Annotated in this window: 19 protein-coding genes and 1 pseudogene; 5 read left to right on the top strand and 15 right to left on the bottom strand. The window is 60.3% G+C overall.

Translation table 11 applies throughout. The features are described from left to right. The 3 genes from QYH43_RS02345 to QYH43_RS02355 form a co-directional block, all read right to left on the bottom strand. Positions 1-1,485 (bottom strand): DUF2875 family protein (locus QYH43_RS02345; protein ID WP_301156138.1); only part of this gene is annotated, 1,485 nt, incomplete at its 3' end. Then, the gene (locus QYH43_RS02350) at positions 1,482-3,506 is read right to left on the bottom strand and encodes a DUF3274 domain-containing protein (RefSeq protein ID WP_301156140.1); all 2,025 of its coding nucleotides are present in this window, start codon (positions 3,504-3,506) and stop codon (positions 1,482-1,484) included. The genes QYH43_RS02345 and QYH43_RS02350, both read right to left, overlap by 4 nt. Beyond that, positions 3,503-6,064, bottom strand: coding sequence for a type VI secretion system Vgr family protein (locus tag QYH43_RS02355; RefSeq protein ID WP_301156141.1), 2,562 nt, complete (start codon positions 6,062-6,064; stop codon positions 3,503-3,505). Before QYH43_RS02355 ends, QYH43_RS02350 begins: the two co-directional genes overlap by 4 nt. 164 nt (positions 6,065-6,228) lie before the next feature. Here QYH43_RS02355 and QYH43_RS26890 point away from each other — a divergent pair. Continuing rightward, a pseudogene (locus QYH43_RS26890) lies at positions 6,229-6,459 on the top strand (molecular chaperone Tir); the annotation flags it as partial. Positions 6,460-6,678: 219 nt separating this feature from the next. Here the strand turns inward: QYH43_RS26890 and motB are convergent. After that, positions 6,679-7,707 carry a flagellar motor protein MotB gene (motB, locus tag QYH43_RS02360; RefSeq protein WP_095056380.1) on the bottom strand — a complete coding sequence of 343 codons (1,029 nt, stop codon included), beginning with the start codon at positions 7,705-7,707 and terminating at the stop codon, positions 6,679-6,681. A gap of 162 nt (positions 7,708-7,869) precedes the next feature. Beyond that, entirely contained in the window at positions 7,870-8,721 is an 852-nt protein-coding gene (gene motA / locus QYH43_RS02365) for a flagellar motor stator protein MotA (protein ID WP_095056381.1), read from the bottom strand. Positions 8,722-8,886: 165 nt separating this feature from the next. Here motA and QYH43_RS02370 point away from each other — a divergent pair, with 165 nt between their 5' ends. From QYH43_RS02370 to asd, 3 genes are read left to right on the top strand one after another with little or no spacing between them, the layout of a single operon-like run. Further along, positions 8,887-10,425: an HDOD domain-containing protein gene (locus QYH43_RS02370; protein ID WP_301156143.1), complete on the top strand. Its 1,539-nt coding sequence runs from the start codon at positions 8,887-8,889 to the stop codon at positions 10,423-10,425. Between the two features lie 41 nt (positions 10,426-10,466). Then, positions 10,467-11,282, top strand: a complete 816-nt coding sequence (locus tag QYH43_RS02375) for a rhodanese-like domain-containing protein (RefSeq protein WP_095056383.1) — start codon at positions 10,467-10,469, stop codon at positions 11,280-11,282. Positions 11,283-11,300: 18 nt separating this feature from the next. Further along, entirely contained in the window at positions 11,301-12,161 is an 861-nt protein-coding gene (gene asd / locus QYH43_RS02380) for an archaetidylserine decarboxylase (protein ID WP_301156145.1), read from the top strand. Positions 12,162-12,256: 95 nt separating this feature from the next. Here the strand turns inward: asd and serB are convergent, their stop codons facing one another. Beyond that, positions 12,257-13,471 carry a phosphoserine phosphatase SerB gene (gene serB / locus QYH43_RS02385; RefSeq protein ID WP_301156147.1) on the bottom strand — a complete coding sequence of 405 codons (1,215 nt, stop codon included), beginning with the start codon at positions 13,469-13,471 and terminating at the stop codon, positions 12,257-12,259. 134 nt (positions 13,472-13,605) lie between these two features. Between serB and QYH43_RS02390 the strand changes: the two genes are divergently transcribed. Beyond that, positions 13,606-15,120: an AhpA/YtjB family protein gene (locus QYH43_RS02390; RefSeq protein WP_301156148.1), complete on the top strand. Its 1,515-nt coding sequence runs from the start codon at positions 13,606-13,608 to the stop codon at positions 15,118-15,120. Positions 15,121-15,366: 246 nt separating this feature from the next. Here QYH43_RS02390 and QYH43_RS02395 read toward each other — a convergent pair whose 3' ends face one another. The 9 genes from QYH43_RS02395 to QYH43_RS02435 all read right to left on the bottom strand — a co-directional run bounded on the left by QYH43_RS02395 (position 15,367) and on the right by QYH43_RS02435 (position 24,746). Next, the gene (locus QYH43_RS02395; RefSeq protein WP_095056387.1) at positions 15,367-16,080 is read right to left on the bottom strand and encodes a membrane integrity-associated transporter subunit PqiC; all 714 of its coding nucleotides are present in this window, start codon (positions 16,078-16,080) and stop codon (positions 15,367-15,369) included. Positions 16,081-16,256: 176 nt separating this feature from the next. Continuing rightward, positions 16,257-18,524 carry a DNA topoisomerase IV subunit A gene (gene parC / locus QYH43_RS02400; protein WP_095056388.1) on the bottom strand — a complete coding sequence of 756 codons (2,268 nt, stop codon included), beginning with the start codon at positions 18,522-18,524 and terminating at the stop codon, positions 16,257-16,259. 7 nt (positions 18,525-18,531) lie between these two features. Next, the gene (locus QYH43_RS02405; RefSeq protein ID WP_095056389.1) at positions 18,532-19,056 is read right to left on the bottom strand and encodes a TIGR02281 family clan AA aspartic protease; all 525 of its coding nucleotides are present in this window, start codon (positions 19,054-19,056) and stop codon (positions 18,532-18,534) included. Further along, complete coding sequence (locus QYH43_RS02410; protein ID WP_095056390.1) at positions 19,053-20,042, bottom strand: esterase-like activity of phytase family protein; 990 nt, start codon at positions 20,040-20,042, stop codon at positions 19,053-19,055. Before QYH43_RS02410 ends, QYH43_RS02405 begins: the two co-directional genes overlap by 4 nt. Next, positions 20,042-21,946, bottom strand: a complete 1,905-nt coding sequence (parE, locus tag QYH43_RS02415; protein ID WP_095056391.1) for a DNA topoisomerase IV subunit B — start codon at positions 21,944-21,946, stop codon at positions 20,042-20,044. The genes QYH43_RS02410 and parE overlap by 1 nt, the downstream gene beginning before the upstream one ends. A gap of 56 nt (positions 21,947-22,002) precedes the next feature. Further along, positions 22,003-22,611 (bottom strand): YqiA/YcfP family alpha/beta fold hydrolase, encoded by a 609-nt coding sequence (locus QYH43_RS02420; RefSeq protein WP_095152495.1) that lies wholly within the window; start codon positions 22,609-22,611, stop codon positions 22,003-22,005. Positions 22,612-22,757: 146 nt separating this feature from the next. Beyond that, positions 22,758-23,573 (bottom strand): 3',5'-cyclic-AMP phosphodiesterase, encoded by an 816-nt coding sequence (gene cpdA / locus QYH43_RS02425; RefSeq protein WP_301156152.1) that lies wholly within the window; start codon positions 23,571-23,573, stop codon positions 22,758-22,760. Positions 23,574-23,685: 112 nt separating this feature from the next. Then, positions 23,686-24,138, bottom strand: coding sequence for a DUF1249 domain-containing protein (locus tag QYH43_RS02430; protein WP_045061863.1), 453 nt, complete (start codon positions 24,136-24,138; stop codon positions 23,686-23,688). Next, on the bottom strand, positions 24,129-24,746 hold the full coding sequence (locus QYH43_RS02435; RefSeq protein ID WP_095056394.1) for an NUDIX domain-containing protein: 618 nt from the start codon (positions 24,744-24,746) through the stop codon (positions 24,129-24,131). The genes QYH43_RS02430 and QYH43_RS02435 overlap by 10 nt, the downstream gene beginning before the upstream one ends. Between the last annotated feature and the right edge of the window lie 140 nt (positions 24,747-24,886).

A 24,886-nucleotide genomic window follows, 5' to 3' on the forward strand; every position in this document is an offset into this window, starting at 1 on the left:
GGCCCCGCTGACGCCGGTATTGCCCAGGCGCCGCCCGATGTCGTAACCCTCGTCAACATTGCCCAACTCGATGCCATGGCCGTCCGTGTTCAGGCCGTGCAAGGCATTGGTCAGGGCGATTTCAGCGTCCCGGTTGTCGGTGGTGTCATAGAACACGCGGACCGGCTTCTGCCCTTTGGGCAACGTCTCCACGGCCTGCAGCCAGCCTGCCTGCAGGGCCTTGGCCTGCAACGCCGGTTTGAGCCGCTGACCCTGTTCATCCTGCATCGAGACCTTGATTGGCCGGTGCAGGTAACCCAGCACCGGCGCGGCGTCGAACTCTTTGACCTGGTGCTGGGCCCAGCGTATGGGTAGCCATGGGGAGGGTTCGAAATAGCCTGGCCCGCGGTTACTTATGGTTTGCCAGAGGGTGGGGAGTTGGGATTGCCAGTAGGCGGTGGACATGGTGCCGGGGGCATCGGGGTTTGCAAAACCCTTGGCACGCTCCGCCTCTTCGTACACATCTCGAAATTCACGGGAATGCTTCCAGTAAAATGCCCAAAGCTTGCCCAGGTCAGTGTTTTTGTTTTGGTTGTCCTCAGACTCGTGGGTGGCAAAACGGCGAATGTACCGATCCACCCGATCAGTGCGAGTGACCAGCAGCCCGGTCATGCTTTCGTACACCGTGGGGACGACATGGCCGTTCTGCAACCCAGGGGTGCCAGCCACGCGTAAACCGTTTCGCGTGACGTCGCCGTCCTCGCTCACGATCAAGGCCTGGGGCACTTCGGGGTTGTCATCAAAGAACTGGAACAATCGCTCGATCATGCCTTGGGCATGGGTCGTATTCTCCGCGTCCTGCCACAAAAAGAGCGTGACTCCGAGTGTCGCGGCATTGCGACCGCCGAGGATATTGCTCGCAGCCCCTGTATCTGAAGGTTGCTTGGGCGGCGCGATGGAAAACACCGGGATTGGCCAGTACGCCACTGACTCGCCTGCCGAATACTTGAACGCCACACGGACTTTGATATCTCTGGAGTTTTCTCTGGATCTCAGTGATGCCTTATAGTCCTTGGGATCTCGTGAGTAAATCGACGCAAAGTTGTCGTTTTTCTTCTTGATGAATTGCCAGATTTCCGATTGGTGATCCTGGTAGATCCCAAGTCCTACCCCGCGAATTTCCAACGCATAAGTCCGTACTTGCGTGGCTTGCTGCTCGGTGATTTGCGCCATGACATTGGCTTTATAGGCGGCAAGTCCTGCTTTTTCACCGGCCACGGCTTTGCCCCACCAGTGAACGCTGAAAATCAGCAGCAAGGGACCCAGGATGGCGGCGATACCCCAGCGCAGTACTGGGTTGAGGTTGCGAAGTTCCACGTTGGTTTCCTGTGCCTTGAAGTGGACCATCCAGACGAATCCGAACCAAAGGATCAGCAGCACGCTGGCGATCCAGAGATAGGGTTTCAGTTTCGGTAAAGTTCGGGGGCGGTGTTGAGGATCGCTCACAAGGCACCTCCTTTTTTAGCGGTGCCGGCAAGCAGGGTAGGGGGTGTTAGCGATACCAGATCGGAGGGCGGAAATATGCCCTCCTGGTAATACAGGTAACTGGACTTCACTAGCGCCTGAGCCTCAGCACTAAGCCGCGACCACCCCGGCAGTTTATTAACTATCCTGTATTGCACTTCATCCATCTTCCAATCCGCAATCGCCACCAACACCTCGCGCATGGCCGGGTCATCGAGGCACTGCGCCTGGCCAATCGCAATGTCCATCGCCGTGACCCAACGCTGGTTTTCCGGGCTTCGCAGGATCGCCGAGTGGTAGGAGTTGGCGCCCCAGGTCCCCTGGTCATGTTCCATGCGCGCCCGGGCCTCTCGCGGGGTCTCCTCGCGCTCGTGACAAGAGCTGAAACTGGAGCAGGCCGCGCCTTTTCGTACGGCGCGCGTATGGTCCTCCGGATCGTCGGATAGCCCGTTAAATCGGCTCAGCGCCTCCTGCTGCGTGGTGTTCGGGGCGTCATACTCGGCGGGCATTTTTATCCACAAAAAGGTCGCGGTGTCTTTGCCCAGCGCAATGCTCTTCGCAACTTCATCCGGTTTGTCCAAGCCTGCAGTCGTCGGGCTGCCGATTATCGCTTCGCCACCGAACATCTGCGGCGCATGGGGCGGGTTCAGGGCCTCGGCATTGATCAGGCGTTCCTGCCCCGTGGCTATCGGCGCTTGCGAGGCCAATCCAGTGACAAAGGACGCGCCCGGGTAGCGGTGTTCGCCTGGCGCGCGGATGAATTCCGGCTGCGGCGGCTTGCCCACCAGCACCGGCTCGCCGTCACGATGACGCTTGGTCCACAGGCGTTGATAAAAGCCCATCGATTGCAGCGCCATCATCGCCGGCCGGCCATCAGGCGTTGCATCCGGCACACCGTAGGTACCGATGCCTCGCACGTCGTCCAGGGCCACGGTGGTGTCGTCCGGGCAAAAATACAAGTACACCTTGCCGCGATTGTCGCGCTCGGGGAAAACGCTGAGGTTGCCGATCTTGTCCTTGCGGGTCCCTTGCGTCGGTGACCATCGAGGGCCGCTGCGACCGCCATAGGTTTTGGCTTCCCTGAGCGCGGATAACGCTGGCTGGGCATGGGGCGTTTGCGTGACCGCCGTGACGATACCAATCAGGGTGGCGAGGGTGTCATGGTCTTGGGGGGTGACCTTGGGCAGCACGCTGTAAGGCGTGTCCACGAGAATCAGGGTGTCGGCGCAGCGCTGCCCCTTGTCCACCAACAGGGCCTGCGCCAGTAACGCGATCAGGGTGCCTTGGCTATGGCCCATGATGGTGATGGTTTCATCGGGAGAGACGCGGCGAATCTCACTGACCAGCATTGCCAGACGGTGAGCAGCCAGCACAAAGTAATGCCGCAGCGGCGCATTGGCGAAGAGCAGGAAATTGTTCGGCTTGGCAAATTCGACCATGCCGGTTTTCCGGTTGGCCTTGAAGCCCTCGCCATACATCTCTTCCAGGTTGTTGGTGGCATTGACAAAAAAACCACCGGCCTTGGCAAAGTGGCGGTCCAGGCGATTGCCCCGGATATCCTGAAACTGGTTGCGCATCCTGAACGGATCACCGGCGTCATCACGCTTAACGTGTTCCGGTGCGGCGCGATAGCCCCAGTAGAACGGGATCATCAAGCTGCGGGTTTTCGGATCGTCCGTGTCGCGTTGATACAGAAAGGTATCAGGATCATCGAGTGTGGCCTTCTGATCAGCACTCCGTTCATCAAGTGGCAATTCTTTGGCCTCACTGTAATCAGCCCCATACCGCCCCGCCTTCAGATCCGGTCGATCCAGCCGCTCATTCACCCCCTGACACAACCCGGTTTCCACCGACTCATACGACGCCCCGGGGTCATTCACGCCGTGCAGGAAGATCACCACGCCCGGCAGGTCGGCGGGCACTTCCATTTTGCGCTCGGTGTTGCAGTTGGGCATCAGGCGGGTGGTGAGTTGCGCCACGCAGTACATATCTTCGCTGCTCATTGGTCGCCACCGTTCTGCTCTTTGCCACGCAACGCCGATGCTTGCGCCTGATGCATCAGCTCGCGCTCTACCCGCTCCGTCAGTCCGCTTGAGTCCGTCAATCCTTGCACCGTGCTGCCGTCCTCCAGTTTGATTTGGTAAGCATGCCCGGCCGCCAGTCGGGCGCTGTCGTCGCCGTGGCCGGGGTAATGAATGACCAGGCGTTGCGCGGCGGGGTCTCGACCGAACGTAGGCACCGAGGCACTGTCGGTTTTCGGCCCCACCCAGTCATGCTCGCTGGCATGCACAATGGCCTTGCCCTGCGTGCCAATCTCGACCCCGCCACCGATCCTGATGTAGCTGCCGTCATCGGCCACCAGGCGGATGGTGGGGGCGGTGACGAGCACCTCGCCTTCGGCCGCCGACAGGTGCAGGCTCTTTTGCGCGTTGAGCACCATGTCGTCGTCCTGGGCTTGCAGCAGCACCTTGCCGCGATTGGCGATGGCGCTGATGCCCTCGTCCTGGGCGAAGGCGCTGATCCCTTTGCCGGCTTGCAGGCGCATGGCCGAGCCGCTGGTCAACTGCAGGTGATCCTGGGCGGTGGTGTCATGGTTTTCACCGGCGTAATGCACCTGCGAACGTGGCGTGGCGCTGGCGATACCGGCTTGAGCTGCCACCGCGACCACCGGCTCACCCGGACTGTCGCTGGCAGGGGCAGGCCATTGGTTCAAGGACTGGCGCAACGCCTCGATGCCTTGGGGGTCGACTTGCCGGCTGCCACGGGCGGCGGCGGTCTGGCCGAGGGACTGGAACAGCTCGCCGCACTCGGCCAAGAGCTTGAGCAGTTCCTCACGGTCCAGCTGTGAGCCCTGGGCATCGTGGCGAACGTAGGTGGTCAACAACATCCCTTGGGCCGCCCGCAGGGCAATCGCGGCATCGCTGCGTAGTTCAGCGCCCTGACCGCGTGCCTGGGCCTGCCCATCGGTTCGCGGCGTGACGAGCTTGCCCAGATTCAGCGCCGTGGCCTGATGGGTCGTGCCCAGCCGGGCGCGCAGCGCACCGGGTGTATCGTCGAAGAGTAATTCGTTGAAGCCCTTGCCCTGATGTTCCCGGGTCCGGACCCCCGATAAGGTTCGATTGCCCGGCAAGCCCGTGGCGTTACTGAAGTGCGGCGGAAAATGGTCGGCGTTGTAGAGCACCGACGTCACCAGGGGGCGGTCGATGTCGCCGCCGAGGAACGTGACCAGCACTTCCTGACCGATGCGTGGCAAAAACTGATGACCAAAACCGGAGCCAGCACTGGGCATGGCGACCCTTAGCCAGGTCGTGCCTTGTGCCGCATCCTGCTCCCGCTGCCAATGAAAGCGCACTTGCACGCGGGCCATCTCGTCGGTAAACACCTCCTCGCCTTCCGGGCCCACCACAATGGCGGTGAGCGGCCCGGAAATCGTCGGTCGCGGCGTCATGATCGGTGGGCGATACGCAATTTTGTGGCGGATGCAGACGAAGTTGTTGTCGTAACTCGCCGGTTGATCCGTCAGGTAGTTGTTGCCGCCTCGATGCTCCACCTTGAGCAGGAGGAAATGGCGATCATCCACGGGATCACCATCGTGATCGAAGTGCTGGGTCAGTTCGAAGGTATAGCCGGGCAGCATGGCGCGACAGTTACTGGCGCCCTCAAACTTCTTGCTCTGTACCTCCAGGGCTTCGAGTCGATGACGCACCAGCGCTTCGCCATCTTCGGGCATCCCGTGGCTGTAGTGACCGGGAAAGTCGTAGATTTCGTAGGCTGGCACCTCACCTTGGGCGTTGAGGCTGGGCATGCTCACCGGTAGCGGATTGCGCGGTTGCCGGTAGTCGAAGGTCTGGATGGCCATCCCGCCGGACTGCAAAACCCGATGGCTGCTCCATTGAGTGATCGAATCGGCGGTCTCGGTGACCGAGGCGCTGTGGTAGCGGATCCGCGGTTGCCGGGCCAGCGCCTCAAGGTTGCGTGAGTGGTCGGTGATGATCAGGCGGTGTTCGTCCTTCGTATGATCGAAGTAGAAAAACAGACCCTCACGCTCCAGCAGGCGCAAGACGAAATCCAGATCGCTCTCGCGGTATTGCGTGATGTAGCTGTGCGACTTGAGCGGCTGCTCCAGACGGAACTCAAACCTGGGCAGCACGCCATAGTTGGCGAACACCGTGCGCAGAATGTCTTCGATGGTTTGCTCTTGAAAGATCCGCGAGTCGAAGCGTCGCGACAGCATCCACAGCCAGGGGCTCAAGGTGGCCGAATAGTAGGCCAGGCCACCGTCACTGCTGTGCAGGCTGAATCGACTGATGTAGCCATGAATGTAACGTGCCTCGCCGCTCGCCAACTCAATCTCGAGTGACGCCGGTTGCCCGATCAATGACTTGAGTTCCAGCCGGGCATCCTGACTGAGCAGCGACAACTCGAAACTGAACAGGGTTGACAGCCCCTCGGCACCGGAAAATTGCTCGAGCAGCAGTGCTTGCTGGTCTTTGAGCGGGGAGGTGAACCTGATCAGACGCCGGTTCTGTGGCGAGAATATTTTTGTCAGTTCCATTAACAAACTTCCTGCGGCATAAGCAACCCGTGGTCGCCCAGGACCTGCACGTCCATGCTCCTGGCGAAACCCAAAGGCGGCAATTAAGTCGCTAACGAAACAGCTTGTATGTAGGACGCTTCCTTTTTTAGTGGCGGATTGGTCGACACAGTCGCGATCGGCATAGCGGCTCGTACAAGACCGGCCCGAAAGAGCTGCCGCTGTACCTGGACAAATGGCCGAAGCTGACCAGCGACCGGGACATCGAGTTCTTCATCGATGCTTATCGCAACGAATCGACGCTCAAGCGCTCGATGTCACTGGAATCGATGACCGGCAGTGAGTCGGTGCATAGCGTCAACAGGACGAATGCCGATCGATTCCATACGGATCTCAAGTCCAGAATTATTCGTGGCTTCTGACGTGCAGGTCCATCCTCTTGCCTTGAAAGGCTGGATTTACTCTCGCCCAACATTGTAGGAGCCGGCTTGCTGGCGATGGTCGTTAACGGTAACGCGTGTTGCCTGAATTCACTCGGCGCACTTGAATCCATCGCCAGCAAGCCGGCTCCTACAATGAAGCGACCTCCAAACCAGGACAAAACGCACAAAAAAGCCGACATCGCTGTCGGCTTTTGTGGACTACTGCTTGGGCGGTTCACCCGGCTTCGGTGCCGGATCATCAAACAGGTTCAGACGCTCTCGCACTTCATGAGCCGGTAACGGCTGCTTGTCCGCGGGCAACGCGTTCGGGTCGACGGGCGTGGCCGGCGCTGCGCCTGGGGCAGCCGAACCTTGCGGCGCCTTGGGTGCCGGTTCCGTCCCTTGCGAGCCTTCGATGGCACGCTGGGCTTTCTTGGTCAGCACCACGATGTCGATTCGGCGGTTGACCGGGTTGAACGGATTCTCGCGGTCAAACAACGCCGACGAGGCATAACCGACCACCCGCGCCACTTGCGCATCCGGATAACTGCCCGCGACCAGCGCACGGCGTGCGGCGTTGGCGCGGTTGGCCGACAGTTCCCAGTTACCGAAATCACCGGTCCCGGTGTACGGCTTGGCATCGGTGTGACCGCTGATACTGATTTTGTTCGGCACCGCTTTGATGGTGTCGGCCATGGCCAGCAGGATGTCTTCGAAATACGGTTTCAAGCGAGCGGAGCCAGAGTCGAACATCGGACGATTTTCCGCATCCATGATCTGGATACGCAGGCCGTCCTGGGTGATCTCGAACAGGATCTGGTCCTTGAATTTCTGCAGCTGAGGATTCTCCTCGACCTTGTTCTGCAACTCTTGCAGCAACAATTCGAGGCGCTCCCTCTCGACCATTTCGGCCATGCCTTCGACCTGTTCGGCGTCGACGGTGACTTTGTCCGGCTGAGGTTGGGACTTCACCTCGGGGTTGAGGGTGTTTTCCGGCGCCAGGGTCGGCGAGCCACCCAGATCGATAATGTAAGGCGTACCGCTTTCGGAAAAGCCGATCGGGTCCTTGAAATAACCGGCGATGGCGATCTTCTGTTCCGGCGTGGCGGTGGACAGCAGCCACAACACCAGGAAGAACGCCATCATCGCCGTGGCAAAGTCGGCGAAGGCGATTTTCCAGGCGCCCCCGTGATGCCCGCCGGCGATGCGCTTGACGCGCTTGATGATTATCGGCTGATTATTTTCCATACAGAGTGCTCTGTCTCACAAATACTGTTCCTTTTTGACGGTGCCTGTTGTCGCCATACGGCGTTGCCGCTCCTCGCCATAGCGGGCTATGACTCGTCGCGGCGCCTTGTCTGGCAACAACAGTCACTCGCCAAAAAAGGAACGTATTTGCGAAACAAAGCACTATCGACCGCGAACCGCTTGTTCCAGCTCGGCGAAGCTTGGACGGTGCGCCGGGTACAGCACCTTGCGCCCGAATTCCACGGCCAGCGATGGCGGCATGCCGGAAGCCGAAGCCACCAGCGAGGCCTTGATGGCTTCGTAGACGTTCAGTTCTTCCTTGGCATCGTGGGCCAGGGAATGGGCCAGCGGACCGAAGAAACCGTAGGCGGCGAGAATACCGAAGAAGGTACCGACCAGGGCCGCACCCACGTGCAGGCCGATGGATTTCTGGTCGCCTTCGCCCAGCGAAGCCATGGTCACCACGATACCCAGTACCGCCGCAACGATACCGAAACCAGGCATGGCGTCGGCGATGCCGTTCACCGCATGGGACGGGTGCTCCAGGTCTTCCTTGAGGCTGTACAACTCCATGTCGAACAGGCCTTCCAGCTCATGGGGCGCCATGTTGCCGGAGGACATGATGCGCAGGTAATCGCAGATGAACGCGGTCATGCGCTCGTCCTTGAGGACCGTTGGGTACTTGGCGAAGATCGGGCTCGCGGCGGCATCTTCGATGTCGCCCTCGATGGCCATCATGCCTTCGCGGCGACTCTTGTTGAGGATCTCGTAGATCAGGCCCAGCACTTCAAGATAGAAGGCGTGGGTGAAACGCGAACTGAACATGCTCAGGGACTTCTTGAGCACGTGCATCGTCATGTAGCCGGGGTTGGCTTGCAGAAATGCGCCGAGGGCTGCACCGCCGATAATCATGACCTCGAAAGGCTGAATCAGGGCGGCAATCTTGCCGTGGGAGAGCACGTATCCGCCGAGCACGCTCGCGAATACGACGATGATGCCGATAATTTTAGCCATAGGTAGGAGATACTTACTGAGTCGGGTTCAAGGTCATATTCGGAAGTTAAAAAATCTCTTCTTCTACTTATCGGCAAAACTGCGCCAGACTATAGCCAGTTCAGGCGAAAAGCCAATTTGACCCACTCCGGGCTTAGGGAATGTTGACGATGATCGCCTTCAATCATGGCTAACGAAACGAACGTTCCAACACCAAAACCGACGACACTTGAAGGCTGGGTCAAGCTTCTCGATGGTGTGCGCCTGCCAGTTCCGCAAGCCAGCCATGACCTTGTGTGCAGGGCCATCAACGATGATCGCCGTTCGCTGCGTGACATTGCCGACCTGATGCAGGACAGCCCGGCCCTGGCCCTGAGCGTGATTCGCGAAGCCAACCGGCATACCCATGGCAGCATGACCGAGCCGGCAGAAAACCTCGAAGTCGCCATCAACCGCCTCGGTTTGAAACGCACCGAAGAACTGCTCGAACGCCTGCCCACCCTGCCGCCATCCGAGATCCCGAAGGCCTTGCGTCAGGTGCAGATGATCAGCCAGCACGCCACGCAACAGGCCAACGGTTTTTTTTCCAGTCGCCTGGCGCGGCTGTGGCAGGACATTCATTGGGGCAGCCTGCTGTTTCTGTCGCCGCTGTGGCCCCTGGCGCTGACGCATCCTAAGTTGCTTGAGGAATGGGAGCTGCGGGTCATCCACAAAGGTGAGTCGGCGCCCGTCGTCGAGAAGCAATTGTTTGGCGTGCGCCTGCTGGAAATCGGCCAGGCGCTGGTCGAAGTCTGGCGCCTGCCGATCTGGGTCCAGCAGGGCTATCGGCTGTTGCTGACCGAGCAGCGGGAGCTGGTGAAAGTTCTGCGTATCGCCCGTGACAGTGAGCATCCACTGCGCCAGCAAAATCGCCTCGATGACGATCCTACCCTGCGCCGCTGGCTCAATCAGCCGGCCAACACTGTATTGCTGGCCAATGGACTGGCGCTGTCGGCGCAACACGCCTGGGACAGCCCGCACAGTGAACGCTGGCAATACCTGACCAGTCTCTACCTGCAGATGCCGATGGACGAGGTTCAGCAGCAGCTGCACCAACAGGCCGCCAACAGCGCCCGCCATCACTCGATGCCCGACCTCTGGCATCCCGCCGAATCGCTGATCTGGCCGTGGGGCACGAACCGTGTCCACGCCGGTTTGCTGCCGGCGGCGGCACCCAGCGCCGAAGACCTGGCAAAGTGGCGCAAACAATGCGCCGAACTGCTGGTCGAGCCCAGTCGCTTTACCAATGCCATGCACCTGACCATCGCCGCACGGGATGCCCTGCAGGCTTGCGGCATGCGTCGGGTGATGATCCTGATGGCCGACCGCACCCACGCTAATTTACGGGTCCATCAGTCGGCGGGGCTGCCAAAAGAAGCGGCCGGACTGAATTTTGTGGTCAGTCAGAGCAACCTGCTGCAACGATTGCTCGCACAGCAGGCCCAAGTGCGCCTGACACCGGTCAACAATGCACAATTTTCAGCCTTATTGCCCAGCAACCTGCGCGCGCAATTCGGCGGTGAACATTTGCTGATACGTTCGCTGGTCAATAATGGTCGGGTGATCATGATTGTCGTGGCAGACCAGGGTGGCGGGCCGTTTTCGGAAACCACCGTCCAGGCCTTCGGCAAAACCGCGCAGTGCATTGAAAAAGCGCTGCACAGCTTTAGCCACCGTGGCCAATAAGCTGCGTTACAATCCTCCCTTTTGTGCTCTGGAGACCTCACATGTCTGACTTCTCTGGCTTGCCGCTGGTGATCGAACCGAGCGACTTGCTCCCTCGCCTCGACTCCCGCGAACTGATCCTGGTGGACCTGACCAGCAGTGCGCGCTACACCGAAGGGCATATTCCCGGTGCGCGCTTTGTCGACCCCAAGCGTACGCAACTCGGCCAGCCACCCGCGCCGGGCCTGATGCCGCCGCACGCGGCGCTGGAAGCCCTGTTTGGTGAGCTGGGGCACAATCGCGATGCGGTCTACGTTGTTTATGACGACGAAGGCGGCGGTTGGGCCGGGCGGTTTATCTGGCTGCTGGATGTCATCGGCCACAGCAAATACCACTATGTCGACGGTGGCCTGACTGCCTGGCTGGCAGAAGGTTTGCCTATGTCGATCCAGGTCCCGGCACCCGTTGGCGGTCAGGTTGCATTGACCCTGCACGACGAACCCACCGCTACCCGCGAATACCTGCAAAGCCGACTCGGCGCCACCGACCTGGCGATCTGGGACGCACGCGGGCCGCTGGAGTATTCCGGCGAGAAAGTCCTCGCAGCAAAGGGCGGGCACATCCCCGGCGCGGTCAATTTCGAATGGACCGCCGGCATGGATCAGGCACGCCAACTGCGCATCCGCACCGACATGCCGCAGATTCTCGAACAGCTCGGGATCAGCAAAGACAAAGAAGTGATTACCCACTGCCAGACTCACCACCGTTCTGGCTTCACCTATCTGGTGGCCAAGGCTCTCGGTTATCCGCGGGTCAAGGGCTACGCCGGCTCTTGGGGCGAATGGGGCAACCACCCCGACACCCCGGTAGAAATTTAAGATTTTTAAGGACCGTTAATGAACAAGCGTCTGTTTATCCTCAGCCAGTACCTGCTGCCCCACAACTTGCTCTCGCGACTGGCCGGCTGCATCGCCGAATGCCGCGTGCGCTGGTTCAAAAATGCCTTCACTGCATGGTTCGCCAAGCGTTATCAGGTGGACATGTCCCAGGCACTGGTCGAAGACCTGACTACCTACGAGCACTTCAATGCGTTTTTCACCCGTGCCTTGAAAGACGGTGCGCGCCCACTGGACGAAACACCGGGCGCAATCCTCAGCCCGGCCGATGGCGCCATCAGCCAACTGGGCCCGATCGAACACGGTCGCGTGTTCCAGGCCAAGGGCCACAGCTTCAGCGTGCTGGAACTGCTGGGTGGCGATACCGCCAATGCTGCGCCGTTCATGGGCGGTGATTTCGCGACTATCTACCTGTCGCCGAAGGACTACCATCGCGTGCACATGCCGCTGGCCGGCACCCTGCGCGAGATGGTCTACATCCCTGGCCGCCTGTTCTCGGTCAACCAGACCACGGCTGAAAACGTCCCGGAACTGTTCGCCCGCAACGAGCGCGTGGCGTGCATTTTCGACACCGAGCGCGGGCCGATGGCCGTGGTGCTGGTGGGTGCGATGATCGTTGCCTCGATCGAAACCGTGTGGGCCGGCCTGGTGACGCCGCCGAAGCGCGAGCTGAAAACCTTCCGCTACGACGAAGCCGCCCGCGCGCCGATCCATTTGGAAAAGGGTGCAGAGCTGGGTCGTTTCAAGTTGGGTTCGACCGCTGTCGTACTGTTCGGGCCGGATCAAGTGAAGTGGGCTGAAGACATGACCGCTGGCACTGCGGTGCAGATGGGCCAAGGCATGGGCTCGCCAAAAGCATAAACCCATGCGCTAAACCTGTAGGAGCCGGCTTGCTGGCGATGGGGCCATTGAGGACGCCATCGCCAGCAAGCCGGCTCCTACAGTGGATTTACGTGTTACAGCTGGCCGTCGCGATCGCGGAAGCCCAGCAGATACAGCACGCCATCCAGCCCAAGGGTGGAGATCGCCTGTTTCGCCGACTGCTTGACCAGCGGCTTGGCACGGAACGCCACACCCAACCCGGCAATCGCCAGCATCGGCAGATCGTTCGCACCGTCACCGACCGCAATGGTCTGCTCCAGACGCAACCCTTCCTTGTGTGCCAGTTCTTTCAGCAAATCAGCTTTACGCTGCGCATCGACAATCGGCTCAATGGCGACACCGGTGACTTTGCCGTCGACCACTTCCAGTTCGTTGGCGAACACATAGTCGATCCCCAGCTTGGCCTGCAATTGCTTGGCGAAGTAGGTGAAGCCGCCCGACAAGATCGCTGTTTTGTAACCCAGGCGCTTGAGTTCGGCGAACAGGGTTTCGGCACCTTCGGTCAGGCGCAACGAGGTACCGATAGAGTCGAGCACATTGACGTCCAGCCCTTTGAGCAAGGCCAGGCGCTCTTTGAAGCTGGCGCGGAAGTCCAGTTCACCGGCCATCGCCCGTTCGGTGATTTCCGAGACCTTGTCGCCGACACCTGCCGCCTTGGCCAGTTCATCGATGACTTCGGCTTCGATCAGGGTTGAATCCATGTCGAACACCGCCAGACGACGGTTACGACGGAACAGCGAATCTTCCTGGAAGGCGATGTCGACGTTCAATTCCTGAGCAACGCTGAGGAATTCGGCCCGCAACGCCTGCGGGTCAGCCGCTTCGCCACGCACGGAAAACTCGATGCAGCCCTTGCCCTTGTCGGCCGGCGTGTCCAGCGGCATACGCCCGGACAGACGATCGATGTGGTCGATGTTCAGGCCATATTTGGCGGTGATCGAACTCACGGCCTGCAACTGACCGGCCGTTACCTTGCGGGTCAACAGGGTCACGATGTGGCGTTTTTTGCCCTGATTGCCGACCCACTGCTGGTAATCCTCTTCGGACACCGGCGTGAAACGCACCTGTTGGTCGAGCTCATAGCCCTTGAACAGGATGTCCTTGAGCACGGACTTGCCTTGTTCGGTGTCGGGAATTTCGACCAGGATGCCGAACGACAAGGTGTCGTGGATCACCGCCTGACCGATGTCGAGAATGTTCACACCACCCTGGGCCAGAACGCCGGTAATGGCCGCAGTCAGACCCGGACGGTCGACTCCCGTGATGTTTATCAGGACGATTTCGCGCAAGGCGCACCCCCGCAGGTGGAAAAAAACCGCATTCTACCCACTTTCAGTGACCATCGGGCACCGTGAGCGCTTTGACGGCCTAGGGCCTGTCGCTATACTGCGCGTCAACTTCACGGACAAAGAGCCGAGCTCAAGTGAACCGGCCTACGCCAGTAAAAACCGATAACTTCTTTCTGCTGATCTTCCGGGCACTGCGCCATCGCCGTGTACCGATTGCATTACGCATTGCCAGCCATAACGTGATCCTGGTCGCCCTGGCCCTGGTCATCTATGCCGGTGTGATGGGTTTGCAGTTCAAGCAGGCCATGCACGAGCAGGCGGATGCGCTGGGCGAAAGCCTGACGACGCAGACGGCCACCTCGGCCACCGAGCTGTTGGTGTCCAATGACATCCTCAGCCTCAACGTGCTGCTCAACAACCTGACCAAGAACAAGCTGGTGGCCCACGCTGCCATCTACAGCATGGATAACCGCATCCTCGCCGAAGCCGGTCAGCGTCCAAAACATGGCCTGCTGGGCGAAGCCGAGGGCATCTACCAGAGCAAGATCACCTTCCAGGACGTGACCGCCGGGCAACTGCGCATCAGCCTGGACATGGATCAGTTCCAGCAGCCGATGACCATCAGCCTGCAAAGCATGGGCATTCTGAGCGCGATCCTGCTGGCCTTGTCCCTGGCCTTGAGCCTGCGCATGGGCCGCTACCTCTCCACGCCACTGCTGCAACTGCGGGTATGGCTGCGCAATATCGATGAACACACCCCGGCCACCGAACGTAATGACGAGATCGGTGACCTGGCGCGCCAGCTGCACGCCAGTTTCGCACCGGAACCCGCCGAGCCGGAACCTGAACCCGAGCTTGATGACGGCGATTACGACGATGCCGAGCCCGAGTTCGAAGTGCGTAACCTGCGCGATCCGAGCTTCGATGAAAGCCGTCCGATGGCCGCGATGAAGGCTGCGCCACGACGCGTTGTCAGCACCGTTGAAGACGATGACGACGATGCCTTTGCCGACTTGCTCGATGATTCGCCAGACAGCGCAGCAAAACCTGTCGCCAAACCCGTGGTATCCAACGTGCCGCAGCACAGCGCCGTACTGGCCGTGCAACTGGGTTCCCAGGAACAACTGCGACGCCTGCCGCGCACACGACTGGAAGAACTGCTCAAACGCTACCGTGACTGCCTGGACCAGGCCGCTTCGCTGTATCAAGGCGAAGTGCAGACCTTGAACGACGGCAGCACCTTGATGCTGTTCCACACCGAAGACAGCGGCGACGACTACCTGACCAACGCGATCTGCTGCGGCGAACTATTGCGAGCGCTGGGCCATCAATTGCAGATCGAAGTCGCCGACAGCGGCATCACCCTGCAATTGCAATTGGGTTTGACCCTCGGCGACGAACTGTTCGGCCTGAGTCAGATCGACCTGCTGCTGACTGACCCCGCTCAGGATGCACTGGCCCTGTCTCAGCACAGCCGCAACCTGTTGCTGGTTGAGCGCAAGATCAGTGATGACGCGCTGATCCGCCAGCGTGCACGGATCCGCCCGATTGCCAGCCCTGAAGGCGCTTGCTGCGTGGAGCGCTTGATGGAGCCTTACCCGTCGATGCTGGAGCGGCAACTGGCGCGGATGCATGAGCGTCGGGCGTAAGCCGCAGGAGCTGCCGAAGGCTGCGATTTAGCCTTTAAACATTGAAGCCCGCAGATGAGCGATCGTCTGCGGGCTTTTTGTTGCCTGTGCCGGCCTCATCGCTGGCAAGCCAGCTCCTGCAGGTGTACGCATTCCTCGTAGGACCTGGCTTGCCAGCGATGAGGCCAGGACAGGCACTAGAGCGCTCCATCCCGCAGAAACAACAAAGCCCGCACAAGGCGGGCTTTGGTTTGACTCGATCCAGTCTTAGAAGCGGAACACTTCCATATCGGTCCGGATCGGCGAAGCCATCGGGATTTTCGGCTGTTTTTCCTGCCCTGCTGCTGGCGTAGCAGGCTTGGCGGCTGCTTTACGCGGTGCTTCGGCGATCGGTGGCTGGTTGGCCAGCGGCTTGAGCGCCGTCGACAGCTGTTCGGCCAGTTTCTGCAACAACACACCCTGAGCGTGAACCTGTGCCGCCGTGGTACCGGCGTGCTGTTCCTGCAGATGAATGATGCGGTTGTCACGCACCTGTCCACGTCGGTCGATCAGGCGCCATTGCGCATCAAGGATCGCCGGCTGCTTTTCACCCGAGTCCAGGCGCGTGATGGTCAGCAATACTTGAACATCCGGGGTGAAGCCAGCGGTTGCCGGGGCCAACACCACGCGTTGGCTGTCCAGATTACCGGCGACCCGACGCAACAACAGCTGATCAATGTCCGAAGACAGGCTGCCCGCCCAACGACCGTCGGTCGCGGCTTGCAGGCTGCCATCTGGCTGACGCTGCAACAGGGTTTCGCGTTGCAGATAGTCGGCCACGGTGACCGGGCCCAACAAAACAGCCATGCCTGCGCTTTGCGCAGGCTGAACCGGACTTCCGCTGTCCAGTTGATACAGCGACACCGGCTGGTGAACGCTGCAGCCCGTCAGGCCAAAAAAGCCGGCGAGCATCAGAAAAAAAGGAAGGCGCAGAGCAGTCATCGTCCCATCCAGGTGATCGCCACAAGGCTGATCACAGTGAAAATACTCAATAAATATGAAGAACGCGCGGCCACGCCGGCGCTTGAAAGGGCATATCATCCGTGAATATGCGCTCCGACTCCAGCGCGAAAGCGCCGATCTACGCGTTAAATCGTAGACCTGGCGCTCTAGGACGCTTAATTGAGGTTTTCGACGAGCAGCGCATCTACCCTCTGGAAGCCCCGCGGCAGCTTGTTACCCCGACGCCCACGCTCACCTTTGTAGTGTTCGAGGTCGTCCGCCTTCAAGGACAAGGTACGTTTCCCGGCCTGCAACACCAGCGTTGCACCGTCCGGGATCACGGCGATGTCCGTCACATACTCTTCGCGACTGGCCACGCGCTCACCGGAAATCCCGATGATCTTGTTGCCTTTGCCCTTACCTAATTGTGGCAGGTCGCTGATCTTGAAGATCAGCAGGCGACCTTCGGTCGTCACCGAGGCGAGCCAGTTCTGCTCGCGGTCGGCCACCGGACGCGGCAGGATCACTTTGGCGTTGTTCGGCAGGCTCAACAGCGCCTTGCCCGCCTTGTTCTTGGCTTGCAGGTCTTCACCCTTGACCACGAAACCGTAACCGGCGTCGGATGCGATCACGTACAGCGCATCGTCCTCGGGCATCAACACGCACTCGAACGTCGCACCTGGCGGCGGCGTCAGGCGACCGGTCAGTGGTTCGCCCTGGCCACGGGCCGACGGCAAGGTGTGCGCGGCCACCGAATAACTGCGCCCGGTGGAGTCGATAAACACCGCAAACTGGTTGGAACGCCCGGCCGCCAGGGCCTTGAAGCCGTCCCCTGCCTTGTAGGAAAGCCCGGTGGCGTCGATTTCATGCCCTTTGGCAGAGCGAATCCAGCCTTTTTCCGACAGCACGACGGTGACTTTTTCGTTCGGCAGCAGATCGTGTTCGGTCAGGGCCTTGGCTTCTGTACGCTCGACGATAGGCGAACGACGGTCATCGCCGTAGGTTTCAGCGTCCTTGATCAGCTCGCTACGCACCAGTTTCTTCAGTTTGGCTTCGCTGCTCAGCAGGGCTTGCAGCTTGGCTTGTTCCTTGAGCAGTTCATCCTGTTCGGCGCGCAGCTTCATTTCTTCCAGTCGCGCCAACTGACGCAGACGGGTGTCGAGGATGTAGTCGGCCTGGATTTCGCTCAGGGCGAAACGCGCGATCAGCGCAGCTTTCGGATGCTCCTCGGTACGAATGATGTGAATCACTTCATCCAGGTTGAGGTAAGCGATCAACAAGCCGTCCAACAGGTGCAGACGACGCTCGACCTTGTCGAGGCGGAATTGCAGGCGACGACGAACGGTCTGAACCCGGAATTCCAGCCATTCGACCAGCAACGCACGCAGGTTTTTCAGCTGCGGCTTGCCATCCAGGCCGATGATGTTGACGTTGACCCGGTAGCTCGACTCCAGCTCGGTGCTGGCGAACAGGTGCTGCATCAGCGCGTCGTGGTCAAAATTCTTGCGGGCGCCCGGAATGATCACGATCCGGCATGGGTTCTCGTGGTCGGATTCGTCGCGCAGGTCGGCGATTTGCGGGGCCTTGGACGGCTTGGCCTGCATCATTGCCGCGATCTGTTCCAGCACCTTGGCGCCCGAAACCTGATGCGGTAGCGCGGTAACGATGATGTCGCCGTCTTCGATGTGATACACGGCGCGCATGCGGACCGAGCCCTTGCCGGTTTCATACATTTTCAGCAGATCGGCGCGAGGGGTGATGATTTCCGCTTCGGTCGGGTAATCCGGGCCCTGAATGTGTTCACAGAGCTGTTCGACCGTGGCTTTTGGCTCATCGAGCAAACGCACGCACGCCGTGGCGACTTCGCGCAGGTTGTGTGGCGGCACGTCGGTGGCCATGCCCACGGCGATACCGGTGGTGCCGTTGAGCAGGATATTCGGCAAACGTGCCGGCAACACCAATGGCTCGTCGAGCGTACCGTCGAAGTTCGGCCCCCAGTCCGCCGTGCCCTGGCCCAACTCGCTGAGCAGCACTTCGGAATAGCGCGACAGCCGCGCTTCGGTGTAACGCATGGCGGCGAAAGACTTGGGATCGTCCGGCGCACCCCAGTTACCCTGGCCGTCGACCAGCGTGTAGCGGTAGCTGAACGGCTGGGCCATCAGCACCATCGCTTCGTAGCAGGCCGAGTCGCCGTGGGGGTGAAACTTGCCGAGCACGTCACCGACGGTACGCGCCGATTTCTTGTGCTTGGAATCAGCGTCCAGCCCCAACTCGCTCATCGCATAAATGATGCGGCGCTGTACCGGTTTCAGGCCGTCGCCGATATGCGGCAAGGCTCGGTCCATGATCACGTACATGGAGTAGTTGAGGTAGGCATTTTCGGTGAAGTCAGCCAGTGACCGGCGTTCTACACCGTCCAGGCTGAGATCAAGGGAGTCGCTCATGCGGGCCTCATCGGTTCGTTGTCTGGCGCAACAGCATGGTGCCACCGCGCTGGGTAAATTCAAGTTTGTTCAGTGCGCTCATGCCGAGCAACACCTGATCGCCATGCAGCCCCGGCGCCACCAGTGCGCGCACATCGCGCAGCACAATGTCACCCAGTTGCAGGCGTTCGATACGGGTGCGATAGCCCTGGCTCAGGCCATTGGCCGTGCTCAGGGTTACCCCAAAACCTTCTTCCAGCTTCAATCGTTTGGCCAGGTCCGCCGGAATCGACACATCGGTCGCGCCGGTGTCGAGCATGAACTCCACTGGCTGGCCGTTGATCTGGCCGCTGGCGACGAAATGCCCCTGCACGTTGCTGACCAGTTTCACTTCTACGAAACCCGCGCCCTGCTCCGAGCTGACCACCACGTTCGGGTTTTGCTGACGCGCTTCCCACTGGCCGAAAAATCGCGTGGCCAGAAACAACCCAGCGCACCACGCCAAAATCATCAACACCCGACCGGCGCGCCGCCCCGGCGTTTGCTGACTCATGGCTTGGCGCTCCAGCCACCGTCCGGCGCGGCAAAGCGCCAGACAACCGGCCGTCCCTCGCCATCGGCGCGGTCACCATTGTTGTTATCGACACCGATCCAGGCGCCATCGGCCTCCACGATCAGCCCCTCTTCAAGTCCATAGTTCTGTGGGTAACGGCGTTCTTTGCGCAGTAACTCGGCGGCGTACGACCAGCAGCGCTCGACCTTGGCCGTCTGCGCATCACGGCGACAGATCTGGTAGGCATTGCGCTCAAGCGTGAACAGTTTGCCGTTGAACAGCGAAACATCGGCAAAATCCCGGGAAACCGCTCTGGCGTTGGGGAATTGCTCCGGCTGCATTTCCACACCGCCTTCACTCAACAGCACGCAGCCCCCATCGCAGTCCCAGACCGTTTGCTGACGCTTGATCAGCAACAAACCGCGGCGTTCGCGCTCGGCCGCCAGCCACAATTGATCACCGGCCGGATTGATCGCAATCCCTTCGAACAAGGCATTAAAGTTCAGTAACAGACCACTGGCCCGCGCTTCGCGCACCATCAGAGGCGAAATCTTCAACCAGGTTGCAGGCCCGACGAGCGGTATTTGCAGCACCGCGGCATGACCTTCGCTGACCACGTAGCGATTGCCCACGCTGTCGCACGTGATGCCCTCGAAATCCAGATCGCCGCCACGTATGAACGACGCCCCCCAGACGCGGGACTTCAGTCCCCACGGCAGACCGCTTTCAGGCACCGTCGGCACATCGATAGCCACGGCTTCGGCCTTCCAGACGCTCTCGCGAGTATCGAGACGGTAAATCTGATCGTCATCGCGATCGGACACCGTCCACAATTCATCGCCACAACGGGCCAGCCCCGAGAGGTTGCCGCCGCGCATGCCATCGACGACATGCCCGGACAACAGGCGCAACTCCGGTGCCGGCTCGGCAGACACCGTGTTCGAGGTCAGCAGCAATGCACAGGCCAGGGCAAAGCCCAGACGCATCAGCCCAGCACCTCGGCGAGGTTGCCCTTGGATTCGAGCCAGCTCTTGCGGTCGCCGGCGCGTTTCTTCGCCAGCAGCATGTCCATCATTTCCGAGGTCGCTTCGAAATCATCCAGCGTCAGTTGCACCAGGCGCCGGGTGTTCGGATCCATGGTGGTTTCACGCAGTTGCGGCGGGTTCATTTCACCCAGGCCTTTGAATCGGGTGACCTGCGGCTTGCCGCGTTTCTTCTCGGCCACCAGTCGGTCGAGGATGCCGTCGCGCTCGGCTTCGTCGAGGGCGTAATAGATCTCTTTGCCCAAGTCGATGCGGTACAGCGGCGGCATGGCGACGTAGACGTGACCGGCATCCACCAGCGCGCGGAAATGCTGGACAAACAACGCACACAGCAACGTAGCGATGTGCAGACCGTCGGAGTCGGCGTCGGCGAGGATGCAGATCTTGCCGTAGCGCAGCTGGCTGATGTCCGCCGCGCCCGGGTCGACACCGATGGCCACGGCGATGTTGTGCACTTCCTGGCTGGCCAGTACTTCGCTGCCGTCAACTTCCCAGGTGTTCAGGATCTTGCCGCGCAACGGCAGGATCGCCTGAAACTCTTTGTCCCGCGCCTGCTTGGCCGAACCGCCAGCGGAGTCACCTTCCACCAGGAACAGCTCGGAACGCATCGGGTCCTGCCCGGCGCAGTCAGCCAGTTTGCCCGGCAGCGCCGGCCCCTGGGTGATGCGCTTGCGCTCGACCTTCTTGCTGGCCTTCAGGCGACGGCCGGCGTTGTTGATCGCCAGTTCCGCCAGGAGCATCCCGGTTTCAGGGTTGGCGTTGAGCCACAGGCTGAACGCGTCCTTGACCACGCCGGAGACGAACGCCGCCGCTTCACGGGACGACAGACGCTCTTTGGTCTGGCCGGAGAATTGCGGTTCCTGCATCTTCATCGACAGGACGAAGGCGATGCGCTCCCAGACGTCTTCCGGCGCCAGCTTCACGCCCCGCGGCAGCAGACTGCGGAACTCGCAGAATTCGCGCATGGCGTCGAGCAGGCCTTGGCGCAGGCCGTTGACGTGAGTACCGCCCTGGGCAGTCGGGATCAGGTTGACGTAGCTTTCCTGCACCGCGTCGCCGCCTTCCGGCAACCACAGCAGCGCCCAGTCCACGGCTTCCTTGTTACCTGCAAAAGCACCACAGAACGGTTCGTCCGGCAGGCGCTCGAATTCGGTGACCGCGTCGACCAGATAGGAGCGCAGGCCGTCTTCGTAGTGCCATTCGACTTTCTCGCCGGTGGCCTTGTCTTCAAAACTGACCAGCAACCCCGGGCACAGAACGGCCTTGGCCTTGAGCACGTGCTTGAGGCGACTGATGGAGAATTTCGGTGAATCGAAGTATTTCGGGTCCGGCGCGAAGAACACGCTGGTCCCGGTGTTGCGCTTGCCGACGGTGCCGACGATTTCCAGCTCGGTGGCCTTGTAGCCATCGGCAAAGGTCATCTGGTATTCGTTGCCGTCACGCTTGACGCGTACCCGGACTTCGGTCGACAAGGCGTTGACCACCGAAATACCTACCCCGTGCAAACCGCCGGAGAACTGGTAGTTCTTGTTGGAAAACTTGCCGCCCGCGTGGAGTTTGGTGAGGATCAGCTCGACGCCCGAAACACCTTCTTCGGGGTGAATGTCCACCGGCATGCCGCGACCATCGTCGCTGACTTCCAGGGAGTGGTCGGCATGCAGAATGACCTGTACCGATTTGGCATGCCCGGCCAAGGCTTCGTCGACGCTGTTGTCGATGACTTCCTGGGCAAGGTGGTTCGGCCGACTGGTGTCGGTGTACATGCCGGGGCGTTTGCGCACCGGGTCGAGGCCCGAGAGGACTTCGATGGCGTCTGCGTTATAAGAGCTAGCGCTGGGAGTGGCCATGGGGTCTCGTCGTCAGTGTTCAGTGAAAAAGGAAATCTGCGAAAAAAGGCAATGAATCACAATGTGGTGAAATCAATGGCCTGATACAAATCTGCGCCGATACCGGCAAAGCTCAACATGGCCGGCAATTGCGCGGCAAAACCCTGGAAACTATGGTCGCCACCGGCCTGGATGCGCAAGGCGCAGGCCCGGTAATACTGCTGGGCGAGGCGATAGTCCAGCGTTTCGTCAGCGGTCTGCAACCATACCTGATAGCGCTGCGAGTCCTGGGGGGCCGGCACTTCCAGCTCGGCCAGGGCCGTCACGTGGTCGTGGGTCAGTTCCCAGGCTTCATCGGTATACAGGTTTTTCTGCGTCCCCAGATACCCGTCGAACAGTTTGTGCGGGCTGACGGCTGGGTTGATCAACAATGCCTTCAGGCCAAGGCGTTCGGCCAAGTGAGTCGCATAGTAGCCGCCGAGCGAGCTGCCGACCAGCAGCGGCCGACCCAGCTCGGCAATCGCTTGTTCCAGCTGGCCAATAGCCTCGCGGGGATGGTGATGCAAGGCCGGCACACGCAGATGATCGCTCAGGCCCAGACGCTCCATCACAGAGATCAACTGGCAGGCCTTTTTCGACAATGGCGAGCTGTTGAAGCCGTGGATATAAAGGATCGAACCGGACATTTGAGCTCCCTGAGCGTCGGCTAAAGAAGCGGAGTTTACTGTAGGAGCTGTCGAGTGCAACGAGGCTGCGATCTTTTGATCTTGCATTTATAAAACGAAATCAAAAGATCGCAGCCTTCGGCAGCTCCTACGGCGGAATGGCGTTGTCAGTAGCCGTTGGAGCCGTAATCCACGGTAAATGCGAACCCGGTCACCCGTTCCACCCCGGTTTCCAGCCGCCCATCGGGTAGCAAACGCAGCCAGCGATAACCCGGCGCCTGCTCCCCGACTTTGAAATCCTCGCTCCGGGGCTCGAACTGAATGCAGGTCGACGGCGAGGCGATCAAGCGCACGCCGTTGCGCAACTGATCGATTTCCTGATGCACATGCCCCCACAACACGGCTCGCACCTGCTCAAAACGATCCAGCACGGCAAACAGCGCGTCGGGATTGCGCAAGCCAATGGGTTCCATCCAGGCACAGCCGATGGACACCGGATGATGATGGAAACACACCAGATGATGGCGCTCGGGCGCTTCGCTCAACGAACGGGCCAGCAACTGCAACTGTTCATCCTGCAAATACCCCGGCACCGAGCCTGGCACCGCCGAATCGAGCAATGTAATGCGCCAGTTGCCGATATCCACCACCGGTTCGAGCAAAGCGCTCTGCACCGCCGCTTCGGCCATGATCAGCGGCTCATCGTGATTGCCGGGGATCCAGCGTGCCGGGGCATCGAGCTGGCGCGTCATGTCGCGAAACTGCTGGTAAGACTCCAGCGTACCGTCCTGGGACAGATCACCGCTGGCGATGATCAAATCGACTCGCGGCTGTTGCGTGCGCACCAGCTCAATGACCTTTTGCAGGCTGTCGCGGGTGTTCATGCCCAACAACGTCCCGTCCGCTTCGGCGAACAGATGACTGTCGGAGAGTTGCACCAGCAGCGCCGGATCGGCGGTGGTCAAGGTAGATACGCTCGGCAAGGTAATCTCCCAGGGCGTGATCACGGGAATGGATAGGTGGCGCAATTATGCTGGGGGACGATCGAAAGAGGAAATCTGTGAACCTGACGCAGTTCACAACTGCTGATCAGAGTTACCGTACCACTTCGTACTCATGCCCCAGCGCCAGGCAATGGCTCAGCCATTCGCCCAGAAACATATTCAGCTGGGCCTTTTCGTCCGGCTGATGCATCGAGGCGTTCGGGTAAGGATAGATGCCGCGAAAGCGTCGTGCATGTTCGGCGCTGACCACTTCGGCCATGCAGGCATCATGATAGACCTGCACTTCCAGTTGCGGCACCGGCAGCCACGGCAGACTGTGCTCCTGCCGCACTTGCAAGGTGGTGGTGTAGGGACAGACCTGCAGCACTTCCAGCGCCAGGACGCCAAGCATCTGGTCGCCATGGGTCACGGCGATGCGCCTGGCGGCCGGCTCGCTGCGCATGTCCGGCAGCAGTCGCATCAGGCGTGCATAGTTGGCCTCGCAGGACGCTTGCAGCCCTGCCAGGTCTACCCGATAGCGATCGCGCAGCTTGTTTACGACCATAACCCCCTCACTTCAACGCGGTTCAAAGCCAGCCATTGCAAGGCAATGATGGTGGCCGCGTTGGCAATACGTCCGTCGCGTACGGCTTGCAGAGCATCTTCGAAGGCCCAGACCGTGACGCGGATATCTTCTGCCTCTTCCTCCAGCCCATGCAGGCCGCCAACGCCGGTGGTGTCGCAACGCCCCAGGTATAGATGCACGAATTCGTTGCTGCCGCCCGGCGATGGAAAGTATTTGGTCATCGGCCAGAGCGCCCCGATTTCAAGCCCAGCTTCCTCCTGCGCTTCGCGGTGAGCAACTTCTTCCGGTTGTTCATCCTTGTCGATCAGACCAGCGACCAATTCGATCAGCCAAGGGTTTTCGGTCTTGCCCAGGGCGCCGACGCGGAACTGCTCGATCAACACCACTTCGTCACGCTGTGGATCGTACGGCAGCATGCACACCGCATCGTGGCGTACGAACAATTCACGATTGATTTCCCGACTCATGCCCCCGGCGAACAATTCGTGGCGCAAGTGCACGCGGTCGAGTTTGTAGAAGCCCTCGAAGCACTTTTCGCGCCGAACGATCTCTACGGCGGTCGGAATGGCGGTGGTGAAATCGGTCATGACTATCCTCTTGCTGCAATCCTATACGAGGTTCCTTTTTTTCCTGGAGCCTCGACTTCGCGCCATCCTAACGCGCCCGTGACGTTTGATGCAGCCCCTTTACCGTCATCGGGATGGACGGTGAGGGAGAAACCCACTCT

Source organism: Pseudomonas sp. C32 (genome assembly GCF_030417915.1).
Taxonomy (GTDB): Bacteria; Pseudomonadota; Gammaproteobacteria; order Pseudomonadales; family Pseudomonadaceae; genus Aquipseudomonas.

Excerpts from the sequence above, each read along its gene's own strand:
- QYH43_RS02350 (WP_301156140.1), bottom strand. The coding sequence starts at position 3,506 with ATGAGCAGCGAAGATATGTACTGCGTGGCGCAACTCACCACCCGCCTG.
- motB (WP_095056380.1), bottom strand. The coding sequence starts at position 7,707 with ATGGAAAATAATCAGCCGATAATCATCAAGCGCGTCAAGCGCATCGCC.
- motA (WP_095056381.1), bottom strand. The coding sequence starts at position 8,721 with ATGGCTAAAATTATCGGCATCATCGTCGTATTCGCGAGCGTGCTCGGC.
- QYH43_RS02370 (WP_301156143.1), top strand. The coding sequence starts at position 8,887 with ATGGCTAACGAAACGAACGTTCCAACACCAAAACCGACGACACTTGAA.
- QYH43_RS02375 (WP_095056383.1), top strand. The coding sequence starts at position 10,467 with ATGTCTGACTTCTCTGGCTTGCCGCTGGTGATCGAACCGAGCGACTTG.
- asd (WP_301156145.1), top strand. The coding sequence starts at position 11,301 with ATGAACAAGCGTCTGTTTATCCTCAGCCAGTACCTGCTGCCCCACAAC.
- QYH43_RS02395 (WP_095056387.1), bottom strand. The coding sequence starts at position 16,080 with ATGACTGCTCTGCGCCTTCCTTTTTTTCTGATGCTCGCCGGCTTTTTT.
- parC (WP_095056388.1), bottom strand. The coding sequence starts at position 18,524 with ATGAGCGACTCCCTTGATCTCAGCCTGGACGGTGTAGAACGCCGGTCA.
- QYH43_RS02405 (WP_095056389.1), bottom strand. The coding sequence starts at position 19,056 with ATGAGTCAGCAAACGCCGGGGCGGCGCGCCGGTCGGGTGTTGATGATT.
- QYH43_RS02410 (WP_095056390.1), bottom strand. The coding sequence starts at position 20,042 with ATGCGTCTGGGCTTTGCCCTGGCCTGTGCATTGCTGCTGACCTCGAAC.
- parE (WP_095056391.1), bottom strand. The coding sequence starts at position 21,946 with ATGGCCACTCCCAGCGCTAGCTCTTATAACGCAGACGCCATCGAAGTC.
- QYH43_RS02420 (WP_095152495.1), bottom strand. The coding sequence starts at position 22,611 with ATGTCCGGTTCGATCCTTTATATCCACGGCTTCAACAGCTCGCCATTG.
- QYH43_RS02430 (WP_045061863.1), bottom strand. The coding sequence starts at position 24,138 with ATGGTCGTAAACAAGCTGCGCGATCGCTATCGGGTAGACCTGGCAGGG.
- QYH43_RS02435 (WP_095056394.1), bottom strand. The coding sequence starts at position 24,746 with ATGACCGATTTCACCACCGCCATTCCGACCGCCGTAGAGATCGTTCGG.